The sequence below is a fragment of the Flavobacterium sp. LK-23 genome (genome assembly GCF_058135255.1).
In genome coordinates, this window is record NZ_JBYUVT010000003.1 from 173,954 (window position 1) to 188,005 (window position 14,052).

Here is a 14,052-nt window from a genome sequence, read left to right on the forward strand (position 1 = left end):
ACGGAAACTTCTTAATTGGAGTTTCCGTTTTCCATTTCAAAACAAATTGAAATTATCTCAAAACAATTTTATTATCTAGTATAAACAGTAATAATACCAGTTGTTTTGTCTTTAATTTTAAGTTCTTTGTTAGTAAGGTTCATAATATCGCTTGTTGAACTTAAATTTCCAACAGTAATAGTCAAATCGTTATGAGATCTTACATAAGTTCCAGTAGTTTCTGTTAAAGCACAATCAGATCCACTATAGTCACCAATAACTGCTGCATTACTTAATCTTAAATCTAAATAATCTCTATTACATCCTGCTGCATTTTCTGGTGCGTCAACCAATACTTCTTTTCCGTCTACAATTGTTCCTCTTTGGCTTAGATTATATTTACCTTGAATTGGTACAATTGTTTCTCCTTCATTATCGTCGTTACTACAAGAGGTTACGAACATTCCCGCGCTTAAGGCTAATACGAATAATATGCTTCTTTTTTTCATGATTTGTTTGTTTTTTATTTATTTAATTCAATAATGCTAAATTAAAAGGATATACTTACAAAAAATTCCATGATTTTAGGAATATTTTACATAAATCGCATTTTATGATATTTTAAAAAAATTAACAAAATATTACTTGCAAGGCTTTCCCTTTAAGTATCTTTTAAACATATAATCAGTCATTGGACGAAGCGCTTTTTTATTCTCTGGGTGCCAACCATTTCCATTGTTATTAAAAAAATCAATTCCATTAGCTGTTTTTCCATACCAAACAATAGCCTCCCCATTAGTTAGAAAACATTTTGTTGTATCGCACGCTTTTATTTTTCTAAAATCCAAAAGATCTTTATTTAATGGAATTACTTCATTTAAGTTATTACCTTCATTAGGTGAAGTACAATCTACAACTTCATAATGATTCCCCGTCCACTGCATACAGTGTTTTTTAAAGAAAGCAAAATAGAACACAGCAGTTATTAAACAAAAAATTAAAGCTATTGCAATTATAGTCTTCTTTAGTTTCTCTTTAAACCTTTGCAAAATTTTCTCCCTTGCATCTATAAATACATTTGTTGATTTTGGTTTTAAAGCAAGAGGTAAATCTTCCGCTTGAACACTTTGGGCCTCTTCCTCAAAACTTTCATCTACGATATCAACACTTACTTCTTTTATTTCTTCCTCATTAGTAGTAGAATTAATTTCATTTTTAGAAAAATCAGGTTCAAATCCTTTTTTAACAAATTTTCTAAAAGGTCGATTCTCAAAATCAACCAAAATAGCGGCTAAATCTACAGTACTAATTTTTGCAGTTTCTCTTTCTGCCTTAAAAAAGGCACCCACTTTTTTAAACTTATCAGTGTATTGCTGTGAGGTGTCAAGCTCTTTTGGAATAAATTCAGTTTTAAAGAAAGTACGATAAACTGCTAAGTCATCAGCTTTAGGTTCTGAATTAAAAATTTCCCAGCACAAATCTCTTAAAAGAGCTTGAGAAGGATTACTTAAATAATGTGCATATTTCCCATCACTTTTCTCAACTCTATATTTATCTCGAATCGCTTCTTTATAATCATTTTCAATATCCTCTTGAGTAATTTTTTTCATAGGCTAACAGGATTTTCAGGATTTATTATCAGTTTTTTCAAGTTTTTATCGGACATCATCGGAGAATCAGGAAATCCTGGAAATCCGTATCAACACAGGCTCAAAACGGTTGTTACTTTGCCTCAACAAAATTAGTTATCGCTTTGATCTGCAGGTCAAAAAGCAAATGTACAAAACTAGTTTATGTACCAAGTGCGGAAAACCGTAAGACGGATTTTATTCCGGGAAGTATAGATGAAAATCTTACTGTTCTACGCACTTCACTTCCCAAACAAAATTTGGTATTGCCATTTAAAAACCAACCTGAAAAAGATTTCGGGCAGCAATACCCATGTCCAATTTTTTAAAAATTAAAATCATGAAAAAATTAATTGTTATGGGTGCGTTTGCACTATTGAGTATTACATTATTTTCTTGCTCTGCAGATGAACTAGAAACAACTAAAGATAAAACTGAAGTACAAAAAGAGTCTATTCCGTCACAAGCTAATATTGGTCCAGATGATGATCCGATCACGGTTCCGCCACCACCAAAAAAACCATAATTTAAAAATTTGTAATTTGCAATAAATTACTATTTTAGGGGAAAGTAACTTTTATGCTACGATCCCCTTTTTTTTGTTTGCTAATTGTTCTATTCTTCTTTTCATGCAAAGAGAAAACAGTTGTATCACCTAAGCCTGATCCTGCTCGGGAAGAAGCTTATAAACTTAGAGATGAAGGCATTGTAAATCTTCAGAACAAAAACTACAATAATGCTTTTTACAATTTCAATAAATCGAAAATAATATTTGAAGGCTCTAAAGATAGCACCAATATTGTCTACAATCTTATTCAGATGGCTGCAATCCAGCAGATAAATGGAGATTTTTACGGAAGCAAAGAGACTTTGACCGAAGCCCTTCCTTATATTAAAAAGAAAGATATTTATAGCGTTTCGATTAACAACTTCTTCGGAATCGCCGATAAAGAGCTTTCGTTATACGAAGATGCCATTTACTATTATAATAAAGCTTTAAAAGATTCTGAAAATGAAGTTTTAAAACAATCTCCTTTAAATAACATTGCTGTTATTTACATTGAGCAGAAAAAATATGACAAGGCCATTCAAATTTTAGAACCTATACTTGCGAAACATATTTTTCCTAAAGACGAATACATCATAAAAAAGGCTAGAATTTTAGATAATTTGGGATTTGCTTATTCAAAAAACGGAATGCCCGAAAAAGGACTTCCGTTAATGATAAAAGGATTAGCACTAAGAAACCAAATTGATGATTTTTACGGCAGTATTGCCAGCAATTTACATTTGGCAGATTATTATGCATCGACCAATCCAAAAAAATCCAATCAGTATGCGCTTGAAGCTTACAAAACGGCTACAAAACTTCGCAGTATTGATGAACGTTTAAAAGCATTATCTTTTTTGATCTCCAATGATTCTGAAACTCAAAATACAGGATTTGCAAAAAAATTCGTTTTCTTAAATGATAGCATTATTACCATTCGAAATAATTATAAAAACAAGTTTGCTAAAATTAAATACGATTCTAAAAAAGAAAAAGACGAAAACCAAAAACTACGATTAGAGAAAGCAGAGGATTTACTTGCACTGCAAAAAGCGCAATACCAAAAGATCTTGTTTATAATCGGTATTACATCGCTTTTTCTTTTATTGCTTTATTTGAGAAAGTATTACCAGAACCGAAATCGAATTGAAAAAATAGAGACGGCGTATAATACCGAAACCCGAATTGCGAAAGATATTCATGATGAGCTGGCAAATGACGTTTTCAATGCCATTGCTTTTACACAGACACAGCCTCTAGAAAATGAAAGCACAAAAGAAACTTTGGTTCAAAAACTAGATACTATTTATTCGCGAGTTAGGGGAATTTCTAGGGAAAATAATGATATCGATACAGGTGCAAATTATGCGAAGAATTTAAAAGAAATGCTCTCGACTTATAATAGCAGTCAAACAAACGTTATTATTAATGGTGTCGATAAAATAAATTGGGATTCGGTTGAGGATTTAAAAAAGATTGCCATTCAGAGAGTTTTGCATGAATTAATGGTTAATATGAAAAAGCATAGCGAAGCTTCTGTAGTATCAATAAAATTTAATTCCAACTCCAATTCGCTCTTTATTGATTACAGCGATATTGGCAAAGGCTGCGAAAAATCAAAAATTATAAAAAATGGTCTGCAAAATATGGAAAACCGTATTTTGGCCTTAAAAGGAACTATTACTTTTGACACTGAACCGAATAAAGGTTTCAAAGTAAAAATAACAATGCCTAAATAAGAGCCCATGTTTAAAAAAGTAATTATTGCCGAAGATTTTGAAGAATTCAATTTAGCCGTAAAACAAACTTTGAGTGACCTCAACATTGTCAATTTTCAACATGCAAAATATTGTGATGATGCCTTGCTAAAAATAAGAAAAGCCATTCAGGATAATGAACCTTTTGATTTATTGATTAGTGATCTTTCGTTTAAAAAAGACCATCGTGAAGTAAAAATTGGAAGTGGTGACGAATTAATTCAAAAAGTTCGCGAACTGCAGCCCAATATTAAGATTATAGCTTATTCGGTTGAAGATAAAAATGTTCGTATAAAATCACTTTTTGAAGATTCAAACATTAATGCCTTTGTGCTAAAAGGCAGAAATAGTATTGAAGATCTCAGAAAAGCTCTTTCAATCATTTCTACTTCTGATCAAAAGTTTATTTCTCCCGAAGTGGCTTCTGCATTACAGGAAAAAGGCAACTACGAAATAGACGATGTAGATATTAAAATTTTAAAGTATTTGTCTGCTGGAACATCTCAGGATGACATTATCGAAATTTTTAAAACCAGCGATATTAAACCAAATAGCAAAAGTGCAATGGAAAAAAGATTATCAAAACTGAAAGATTTTTTCAAGGCAAATAATACCGTTCATTTAGTTTCAATTACAAAAGATATGGGAATTATTTAAATTCTTTATTGCTCCATTTTCAAAGCTCCTTCGGGAGCTTTTTTTATTTCTAAAATTTAAATTTTAAAGATTACGGTTTTCCATAAAATACTGGTTTTGATTGGTTTTACTTTTGGATTATTAATCAATTTAAAATTAAGATCATGAATAAACATATTAAAAATAAAACTACCATAAGTGTATCTCTAACCGATTTTATTGACTTTGTGAATAAATCTGGTAATTCAAAAATGACTAAAGTAAAGCAAGTTAAGTATAGAAATGCATATCATCCTGCTTCAGATTTTTACAAAGCATTACGCGAAGAAATTATTGAAACACATAAAATTAATGGAGATAAAAAATCTCTAGATAAATTAATGCAAAAACTTACTGATTTAAAAAAGAAAGTTAATTATCCTATATCAATTGAAGGTTACAAAAAATTTTGGGGAAAGAAGAAAATCGAATGGTTCGATCCTCCTTTTTATCATTGGTTGACAGGAGATTTAGATGTTAAAATTAATCCTGAATTGGGATTATCATTTGATAATAAATTTTATGTAATCAAATTATTTCTGAAAGCAGATAAAATTTCAAAAGATAAATTATCTCAAATTTTATCTCTAATGGAAAGTCAGTTACGAAAAGAAGTTGGAGAAGATGCTATTTTTGCTGTCTTAGACGTAAAAAATGCCAAATTATATGAGAATGTAAAAGGAGATTTTACTTATTTACCCTTATTAGAAGGAGAAGCTAAAAGTTTTGAATCAATTTGGAAAGCTATTTAATTTTTCAATTAGCAAATTGTTTATTGAAAGCAAATTACTATTTTTAATTATAAAAACAGCAATTAAACTATCCACAAGTGAACATTTTATATATTGATGCAAACATTTTTCTTGGGTTCTATAATTCAAATAAACCTGAATTTAAAAAATTAATAGACTCTGTAATTGAAGTTAAAGATAAAATTTTTTTCACAGAACAGATCAAATACGAGATTGACAGAAACAAACTAAACGTTTTTAAAATATCACTCGACAATTACATAAAACAAGTTTCAATAATAGAAACAATCTTACCTGAGCATCTTGATAAAGATAATTCATCAAAATTAATTGATTGGAATTCTTCAAGAAAAAAACTAGAAAAACTAGTTAAAGATTCTAACCTAGAATTATTTCAAATTCTTAATAACACATTACAAAATGTTTCTTCATCAAAAGATGATGTATCAAAGGCATTTTCCTTGCTTTATAATTCTGCAATAAAACCAACATTTGAAGATTTATCAAAAGCAAGATTTAGAAAAGAAATTGGTAATCCACCTGGGAAAAAAAATGATCCTCTTGGTGATCAATTATCATGGGAAATGCTTTTAAATATTGCTCCAAAAATAAAAACTATCTGGATCGTTTCAAAAGATCAAGATTACTACACAGAGAATAATAAATTTCTGTACTTGAATCCTGTCTTAAAAAATGATCTCATTCAACTAAACCCAAATATTCATATAAAAGTTTTTAATAAATTATCTGAAGCTTTGAGGGATTTTAATAATGAAGAGTTAATTATATCAATACCCAGCAAAGATGATTTAGATCGTATTTCAATTTCAGAATCAGATCATGATAGAATCGATGATATAGATATTCAAATTCTTAAATATTTAGCAGCAGGCATTTCTCAGGATGAAATAATAGAGATTTTTAAAAACTCAGATATAAAGCCCAATAGTAAAAGTGCTATAGAAAGAAAGGTGTCAAAACTAAAAGACTTTTTTAAAGCCAATAATACCATTCATTTGGTTTCAATCGTAAAAGATATGGGAATTATTTAAATTCCTTTTTACTCCATTTTCAAAGCTCCTTCGGGAGCTTTTTTTTATTTCTGAAATTTAAATCTTAGAGATTACGGTTTTCCATAAAATACTGATTTTGATTGGTTTTACTTTTGGAATTATTAATCTAAAATCTAAACCTATGGAAATGAACATTCAACTAAAATCATTAGCAGATAAAATAAATCAGCTGAAAAGTAAAATTGAAACAGAAGAATCTACTAAACATGCTTTTGTCTTGCCTTTTATCCATATTTTGGGATATGATGCATTTAATCCGCTTGAAGTAGTTCCTGAATTTACGGCAGATCTTGGATTAAAGAAAGGTGAAAAAGTAGATTATGCGATCTTCCAAAATGGAGAACCGATAATAATTGTAGAATGCAAAAGCTGGAAAGAAAAACTTACCGTTCATAATTCTCAGTTATTCCGTTATTTTCATGTCACAAAAACCCGATTTGCTCTTTTAACAAACGGAATCAATTATCAATTCTTTACCGATTTGGATGATCAAAATAAAATGGATGAAAAGCCTTTTTTGGAATTTGATATTTGTAATCTAAAAGAAAATACAATAAACGAAATTGCAAAATTCCACAAAGCAAATTTTGACGTTGACAATATTGTAAGCAATGCCAGTTCTCTAAAATACATTAAAGAAATTAAGAAACTGATTAACGCTGAATTAGAGAATCCTTCGAATGATTTTACAAAGTTATTTGCAAGTAAAATATACACAGGCAGATTAACTGAAAAAGTTGTAGATGAATTTAAAGATTTAGTTCAGAAATCAGTTAGTCAATTCATTAATGACAAAATTAATGATCGTTTGAATGCCGCTTTAAGTAAAGAAACGATTAAGCAACAAGATGAAGAAATTAGTTCTGTTGAAGATGACAATAAAGTCATAACAACCGAAGAAGAACTTGATGGTTATCGTATCGTAGTTGCTATTTTACGTCGAAAACTGCCAACGGCAAGAATTGTATCTCGTGATACACAATCTTATTTTGGAATACTGTTAGATGATAATAATCGTAAACCACTTTGCAGACTTCACTTAAATGGCGGAAAAAAATATATAAGTCTTTTCAATAACAACAAAAGTGAAGCTAAAATTGCAATATCCTCAATTGATGATATTTATCAATACGAAAAAGAATTATTAGAAACTGTAGCGCTTTACGAAACAGAATTAAATCCCGTATAAGTACTCATTTTAAAGAATTTAATTCTAATTAGATTTATCGCTACTAAATAAACTTTTAACTCTAACCAAAACCACATAGCCTATGCAAAAAAACTACCTCATCTTACTTTTAATATTTGCGTTTTATTCCTGCAAAAAAGCTAGTGCTCCGCCTCCATTACCGCGAGTAAATTCATTTTACAAAAGCGCTATTAGCGCCGACGACCGCAAAACTATTACAACAGAAGAAGCCAAAACTTATCATGTAAATCCTGTATATAAATACGAATACAGAACCGGGCATCCTGGACAATATAAGTACAACTATCATGTAAAGGGAATAAACATACAAGGCGATTCGGTTTTTGGAAACATTAATACAGAAGGAAAATACGGTGCAGGAATTTTAATAACAGATAGTATTCCTGAACTAGAAATTAGTACCGAATGGGTTTCTCACGGAAAACTAAAGGCTATTGATAAAAAAGGAAACGAATATAGTCTAGTCGTCAAATAAAAATAACTAATGAAATATACTTTACTCCTACTTTTTATTTTTTGCACTTCTTTTCATCCTGTAGAAGACAATGTTTTTATCTGCGGTCCTACTGGGGCAAAAAAGTATCACTATAATGAAAATTGCCGTGGCTTAAGCTCTTGTAGTCACGGCGTAGTAAAAAAATCTTTAAAACAGGCTAAAGGCCTAGGCTTGACACTTTGCGGATGGGAAGATTAAAGATCTTCCCATTTTAATATTTAATCATTTGATAATAATGACTTTACAATAATTTCACATTAGTTTTCTTAATTTGATATAAAACTAATCGTCATGAAATTATTCAATCTAAATTTTCTAGTTTCTTTCAAAGAATGGCTTTTCTTAAGAGCTATGCAATCTTCTTTCCTACATTAATAAATATTTATAAATAAAGGAAAGTACGATTGAATGAATAAAATTGAAAGCTCATTTCTGAACAAAAACCAATTTGGTAAAGATTTCTTGTGGGGTGTATCAACTGCCGCTTTCCAAATTGAAGGTGCGCATGATTCTGATGGAAAAGGTTCTTCTATCTGGGATGTTTTTACTTCTCAAAAAGGGAAAATTAAAAACGGTCATCATGCCATAACTGCTTGCGATTTCTACAACAATTATCAGGACGATATTGGTCTCATTAAGGAATTAAATATTCCTAATTTTAGATTTTCTATCAGCTGGCCTAGAATTATGCCAACGGGCGTTCATCCTATTAATCAAGCAGGAATTGATTATTACAACAAAATAATAGATTCGCTGCTAGCTTCTGGAATCGAACCTTGGATAACACTTTATCATTGGGATTTACCACACGATCTAGAAGTAAAAGGAGGTTGGACAAACCGAGAGTCTGTTTCTTGGTTTAAAGATTATGTTGAAGTCTGCGTACAGTATTTTGGAGATCGTGTTAAAAATTGGATGGTAATTAATGAACCTTCTGTCTTTACAGGCGCAGGTTATTTTTTAGGCATTCACGCACCAGGTAAAAAAGGAATTTCGAATTACCTAAAAGCCATGCACCATGTTACACTTGCAACTGCTGCTGGAGCCAAAATAATTAGAGAACGAGTTTCGAATGCGAATATTGGAACTACATTTTCCTGCACGCATATTGAACCTGCAACAGAAAACACAAAAGATGTTGAAGCCGCAAAACGTGTCGATACTCTACTAAACCGAACTTTTATCGAACCCATTTTAGGATTAGGCTATCCGCAGAAAGATCTTCCTGTTCTTAAAAAACTCAATAATTACATTTTAGACGACGATTTAAACAATCTCGATTTTGATTTCGATTTCATTGGTTTGCAATGTTATACTCGTGAAGTGGTAAAATCGGCAATGTTGATTCCTTATATTGGAGCAGAATTAGTAAGCGCCGAAAAGCGAAATGTAATTTCTACCGATATGGGGTGGGAAGTTTATCCGCCAGCCATGTATCATATTCTTAAAAAGTTTAATGAATATGACGGAATCAGAAAAATCATTGTAACCGAAAACGGAGCTGCTTTTCCTGATACTGTAAAAAACGGAAAAGTGCATGACATAAAACGAACGCACTACATTCAGGATCATTTAGAACAGATTTTAAAAGCAAAACAAGACGGCTTAAATGTAGATGGTTATTTTGTCTGGACTCTAACCGATAATTTTGAATGGGCAGAAGGATACAATGCCCGCTTCGGATTGATTCACGTCGATTTTGAAACGCAAAAACGTACTATTAAAAATTCGGGATTGTGGTTTAAAGATTTTCTTTCCTAGATTATTTAACCGCAAAGCACATAAAGAATAAACGCAAAGTTCGCAAAGCTTATTTAAAGATAAAGCTTTGCGAACTTTGCGTTTTATTTCACCGGTCAAAAATAACTTTGCGTGCTTTGCGGTTAAAAAAACTTTTAACGAAATCTATATTTATAATTCTGTTTTAAGATTCCTACATGAATTTTCCCATTACTTTTTAAATGAGTCGTCATCATAATATATTTTTCTTCGGGATATTTTACTTCAAAATTAAAAGTTGTGTCTTTTACTTTAACTTGAAGCAAATGTTTTCCTTCGCCAGATATCGCCAGCCCAACTGTTTCGTAAGTTGGCAATGCTTCTGTAGCCTTTAAATTAATGTCTTGAACTTTTTCTTTATCCATAAACACTTCTAGTTTTAAATTGTCCAATTTCTTTTCTGTTGGCTGCTCAAATGAGACAACATATTTTTTACAGCTGACGGTGCATAAAACGATAAGTAATAATAGAAGCTTTTTCATAAACGATGTTTTTGTAACTGATACTGATAGATTCAAAATCTATTTTAATTTTTATAAATATAGATATTTTTATTGCAATTCGGCTGCTACAAAAAGCGACTTTTTCTATCTTGTAAATGGGCAATAAGTGGGTTTCAAATTATCGGAAAAAAACGCGTTTTTTAGATAAAAAAAGCGCTATTTCATTGATTTTTATTAGGTTTGACGGGATTTTTTTCTTATCTTTATAGTGTAAATAACAGTAAATATATGCCGAAAAACAAACTTTTTAACTATCCAAATCACACTTCAAAAAATCATTCTTTTTATTGCTTCACGCATTTTATTTTTCAAAATGCAATTAAAAATCGGTTAGAATTTATTTCTACTCTTTTTTCTTCACCAAGTTTACACACGCAGACGATACCAGTGCGAATGCATCGACCGCAACCATAATTATTTTTTCTGGCTGTATTTTCTGAACTATTTTTTTAGAAAATTCATCTGCTAAATCAAACAAAAGATTTCCCTTTTTAGGAACTTCTTTCGACTCTTCATGTTCATTTTCCACCAAAACCTTTTTCTCTATGCCCCTATTTTCAATTTCGACCGTTACCTCTTTAACGACACTTTTAGTTTGTTTTGCTTCTTCAATTCTACATTTTTCATTGAACTTTTTAAAAGGGCGTGGCTGAAAATCGACTATCACTGCGGCAAGATTTATCGCATCAATATTTGATGGATCTGTTTCTCCTTTAAAGAAAGTTTCAATAGGCCTAAACTTGTCTTTCTGATCTTTAAACCTATTCTTTTGAGTATGGTCAAAATCTAAGCACAATAAATTTCTAAAAACATTTAAATCGTCTTGAGTCGGATTATCTTCAAAAATAAGCCAACACAAATCGCGGAGTTTTCCGCGCGAAGGGCTGTACAGAAAATCAAAATATTCTCCCTCTTTTTCGATCTCGTATTTAATTTTAATCGCCTTTTTATATGCTTCTAATGTATTATTCATCTTGCCTTTTTTAGGAACTTCTTTAGACTCTTTAATTTCATTTTTAACCAAAACTTTCTTCTATGCCTTTATTTTCGACTTCTACTATTAAACCCTTTCTAGCACTTTCAATTTTTGTTCCAATTCTATATTATTTATATATTTTTTTTTACTGTTCGCAACCAACTTTTAACGGACTTATTGCATCTATAATAATAGAGATTTGTTTAGAATTAAATAACAATTAATTTAAAAAATAGGCCTTCCGATTTCCTTTTATTGGGAATTCTCGGGAATCTCAGGAAAACGCAGGAATTCCGGGAATCCCTTATCAACAGTGATCTAGAAGCGCCTTTACTTTGCATCAGAAATTAGTTCAAGTTTTGTCTGCAGACTAAAACAAAAATATAAAACTAGTTCTAATTAACATTGTGGAAAACCGTAAGACCGAGTTTATTCGGGAAGTATAAATTACGTCTTACAGGTCTACACAAACTACTTCCCAAAAAAACAATTTTGGTATCGCAATTCCAAGATCTGGTTAAATCCGGACAGCCATACCTATGTCTAATTTCTAAATTAAATTAAAATGAAAAAACTAATACTATTTATAGCTTTCACGCTATTGTTCACGATATTTTCTTGTACTCCTGATGAGTACGAGACTCAACCAAAAAAGAAAGTTGAAAAGAGTGCTAATCTATCTATTGGCGGTGATGGAGAAGATCCAGACGGTCCTGGTGACGGTCCAAAAGGACCAGGAAAACCATAAAATTGTTAATTATATATTTTTTAGTATCTAATTTATTATTGTTATTTTCGGGGAAAGTAAATTTGTATGTTACGGTCCCCGTTTTTTTATTTTATTATATTTCTTTTTCTCTTTTCCTGTGAGGAAAAAAAGACTGTTTATTCTAATACGGAAACTTTACGACAAAAAGCGCTTCATTTACGAGAAAAGGCAGATGAAAATTATATAAAACAAAATTTCAATACTGCTTTTTATGAGTTTAATAAATCAAAAGTTCTCTTTGAAAATTTAAAAGATAGTGCCAATATTTCATATATATTAATTCAAATGGCTGCTATTCAACAAATCAACGGAGACTATTATGGCAGTAAAGAAACCGTTACAGAGGCATTACCTTATGCTAAAAAAAGTAAGGATTATATCAGCTGTATAAATAATACATTAGGCATTGCAGATAAAGAACTTTCTCTTTACGACGATGCTATTTTTTATTATAAAGAATCTGTCAAAGATTCCAAAGATCTTGAAGATAAACACATCCCATTAAGTAATATTGCGGCGGTTTATATCCATCAAAAAAAATATAATAAGGCAATTATCATTCTAGAATTCATTTTAAATCAGAAATTTTTAGAAAAGAAATCTAAGGCACGCTCTAAAGCCAGAACACAAGACAATTTAGGATATGCCTATTTTAAAATTGGATTGCAGGAAAAGGGACTTTACTTAATGATCGAAGGTCTAAAATTAAGAAATGAAATCGAAGATATTTATGGCAGCATTGAAAGTTATCTCCACCTTGCAGACTATTACTCCAAAAAAGATCTTCAAAAATCAGATGAAAATGCTCTCTTAGCTTACAAAATTTCTACAAAATTGAATAGTGTGGATGAAAGATTAGAAGCGCTTCAAATACTTGTTTCAAATGATCACAGCCCAAATACTAGTAAATACGTACAACAATATTTTACCTTAAATGACAGTATTATTAAAGTTCGAAATAACTTTAAAAATAAATCTGCCAAAATTAAATACGATGCGAAGAAAGAAAAAGACGAAAACGAAAAACTACGTTTAGAAAAGGCTGAAAATCAATTATCTCTTCAAAAAGCCAAATATCTTCGAATTGTATTCGTAATTGTATTTTTCTTTTTAGTCATTCTAATTGCAATTTTAATCCGCTATTATAAAAACAAAAACAAGGCTATCGAATTTAAAAGTTCGTACGACACAGAAACCAGAATTTCTAAAAAGATTCATGACGAGTTGGCTAATGATGTATTCCAAGTAATTGCTTTTGCAGAATCTCAGCCACTGGCTGTCGAAAATACGAAAGAGAATCTTCTCCAGAAATTGGATGACATTTATGGCCGCGTGAGAGGAATTTCAAAAGAAAACAATAAGATTGAAACGGGCAAAGACTTTACCAAAAGCATAAAAGAAATGCTTTCTGCCTACAACACCGCTGAGATAAACATTATTGCCACTAATTTAGAAAGTGTAAACTGGGAAGATGTCGACGAGATAAAGAAAATCACCATTGGAAGAGTTCTACAAGAATTAATGGTGAACATGAAAAAGCATAGCAAAGCAAGTCTGGTCGTGATAAAATTTGACAGCGATCAGAAATCAATTCTGATAAATTATACCGATAACGGAATTGGCTGCGAAAAAACAAAGATTTCTAAAAATGGGCTTCAAAACATGGAGCACCGAATTCAGACCGTCAAAGGAACCATCGAATTTGAAACAGAACCCCAAAACGGTTTTAAAGCTAAAATAGCAATCCCTAAATAAGCAAACAATAAAATATATAATTAATTTACTATTTTCGGGGAAAGTAAATTTGCATGTTACGATCCCCGTTTTTTTATTTCATTCTACTTCTTTTTCTTTTTTCATGCAAGGAAAAAAAGCCACTTAATCCACAGACAGAAGATATACGAA

The 14,052-nt window shown here is 30.9% G+C and carries 15 protein-coding genes; 11 read left to right on the plus strand and 4 right to left on the minus strand.

Annotated elements, in window-relative coordinates; translation table 11 throughout:
- Nucleotides 1–71: 71 nt before the first annotated feature.
- Nucleotides 72–488, minus strand: coding sequence for a lipocalin family protein (locus tag AC3Y25_RS06335; RefSeq protein ID WP_489902144.1), 417 nt, complete (start codon nucleotides 486–488; stop codon nucleotides 72–74).
- Between the two features lie 132 nt (nucleotides 489–620).
- Entirely contained in the window at nucleotides 621–1,589 is a 969-nt protein-coding gene (locus AC3Y25_RS06340) for a hypothetical protein (RefSeq protein WP_489902145.1), read from the minus strand.
- Nucleotides 1,590–1,947: 358 nt separating this feature from the next.
- Between AC3Y25_RS06340 and AC3Y25_RS06345 the strand changes: the two genes are divergently transcribed.
- From AC3Y25_RS06345 to AC3Y25_RS06385, 9 genes are all read left to right on the plus strand, one after another.
- Nucleotides 1,948–2,133 carry a hypothetical protein gene (locus tag AC3Y25_RS06345; protein WP_379796677.1) on the plus strand — a complete coding sequence of 62 codons (186 nt, stop codon included), beginning with the start codon at nucleotides 1,948–1,950 and terminating at the stop codon, nucleotides 2,131–2,133.
- A gap of 53 nt (nucleotides 2,134–2,186) precedes the next feature.
- Nucleotides 2,187–3,896 carry a tetratricopeptide repeat-containing sensor histidine kinase gene (locus tag AC3Y25_RS06350; RefSeq protein ID WP_489902146.1) on the plus strand — a complete coding sequence of 570 codons (1,710 nt, stop codon included), beginning with the start codon at nucleotides 2,187–2,189 and terminating at the stop codon, nucleotides 3,894–3,896.
- A 6-nt stretch (nucleotides 3,897–3,902) separates the two neighbouring features.
- Complete coding sequence (locus tag AC3Y25_RS06355; protein ID WP_489902147.1) at nucleotides 3,903–4,571, plus strand: response regulator; 669 nt, start codon at nucleotides 3,903–3,905, stop codon at nucleotides 4,569–4,571.
- A 143-nt stretch (nucleotides 4,572–4,714) separates the two neighbouring features.
- Nucleotides 4,715–5,341, plus strand: a complete 627-nt coding sequence (locus AC3Y25_RS06360) for a hypothetical protein (RefSeq protein WP_489902148.1) — start codon at nucleotides 4,715–4,717, stop codon at nucleotides 5,339–5,341.
- A gap of 77 nt (nucleotides 5,342–5,418) precedes the next feature.
- Nucleotides 5,419–6,393, plus strand: a complete 975-nt coding sequence (locus AC3Y25_RS06365; RefSeq protein ID WP_489902149.1) for a PIN-like domain-containing protein — start codon at nucleotides 5,419–5,421, stop codon at nucleotides 6,391–6,393.
- A gap of 142 nt (nucleotides 6,394–6,535) precedes the next feature.
- Nucleotides 6,536–7,603, plus strand: a complete 1,068-nt coding sequence (locus tag AC3Y25_RS06370) for a type I restriction endonuclease (RefSeq protein WP_489902150.1) — start codon at nucleotides 6,536–6,538, stop codon at nucleotides 7,601–7,603.
- An 82-nt stretch (nucleotides 7,604–7,685) separates the two neighbouring features.
- A complete protein-coding gene (locus AC3Y25_RS06375; protein WP_489902151.1) occupies nucleotides 7,686–8,099 on the plus strand; it encodes a hypothetical protein in 414 nt (137 codons plus the stop codon).
- A gap of 9 nt (nucleotides 8,100–8,108) precedes the next feature.
- The gene (locus AC3Y25_RS06380; protein WP_489902152.1) at nucleotides 8,109–8,318 is read left to right on the plus strand and encodes a hypothetical protein; all 210 of its coding nucleotides are present in this window, start codon (nucleotides 8,109–8,111) and stop codon (nucleotides 8,316–8,318) included.
- A 210-nt stretch (nucleotides 8,319–8,528) separates the two neighbouring features.
- Complete coding sequence (locus tag AC3Y25_RS06385; protein ID WP_489902153.1) at nucleotides 8,529–9,881, plus strand: GH1 family beta-glucosidase; 1,353 nt, start codon at nucleotides 8,529–8,531, stop codon at nucleotides 9,879–9,881.
- Nucleotides 9,882–10,015: 134 nt separating this feature from the next.
- On the opposite strand, the gene AC3Y25_RS06390 is transcribed toward AC3Y25_RS06385, so the two are convergent.
- Both AC3Y25_RS06390 and AC3Y25_RS06395 read right to left on the minus strand, forming a co-directional pair.
- Nucleotides 10,016–10,381: a hypothetical protein gene (locus AC3Y25_RS06390; RefSeq protein ID WP_489902154.1), complete on the minus strand. Its 366-nt coding sequence runs from the start codon at nucleotides 10,379–10,381 to the stop codon at nucleotides 10,016–10,018.
- A gap of 364 nt (nucleotides 10,382–10,745) precedes the next feature.
- A complete protein-coding gene (locus AC3Y25_RS06395) occupies nucleotides 10,746–11,375 on the minus strand; it encodes a hypothetical protein (RefSeq protein WP_489902155.1) in 630 nt (209 codons plus the stop codon).
- A 604-nt stretch (nucleotides 11,376–11,979) separates the two neighbouring features.
- On the opposite strand from AC3Y25_RS06395, the gene AC3Y25_RS06400 reads away from it, so the two are divergent.
- The gene (locus AC3Y25_RS06400; RefSeq protein WP_489902156.1) at nucleotides 11,980–12,126 is read left to right on the plus strand and encodes a hypothetical protein; all 147 of its coding nucleotides are present in this window, start codon (nucleotides 11,980–11,982) and stop codon (nucleotides 12,124–12,126) included.
- Between the two features lie 306 nt (nucleotides 12,127–12,432).
- Nucleotides 12,433–13,902: a tetratricopeptide repeat-containing sensor histidine kinase gene (locus AC3Y25_RS06405; RefSeq protein ID WP_489902157.1), complete on the plus strand. Its 1,470-nt coding sequence runs from the start codon at nucleotides 12,433–12,435 to the stop codon at nucleotides 13,900–13,902.
- Nucleotides 13,903–14,052: the final 150 nt, after the last annotated feature.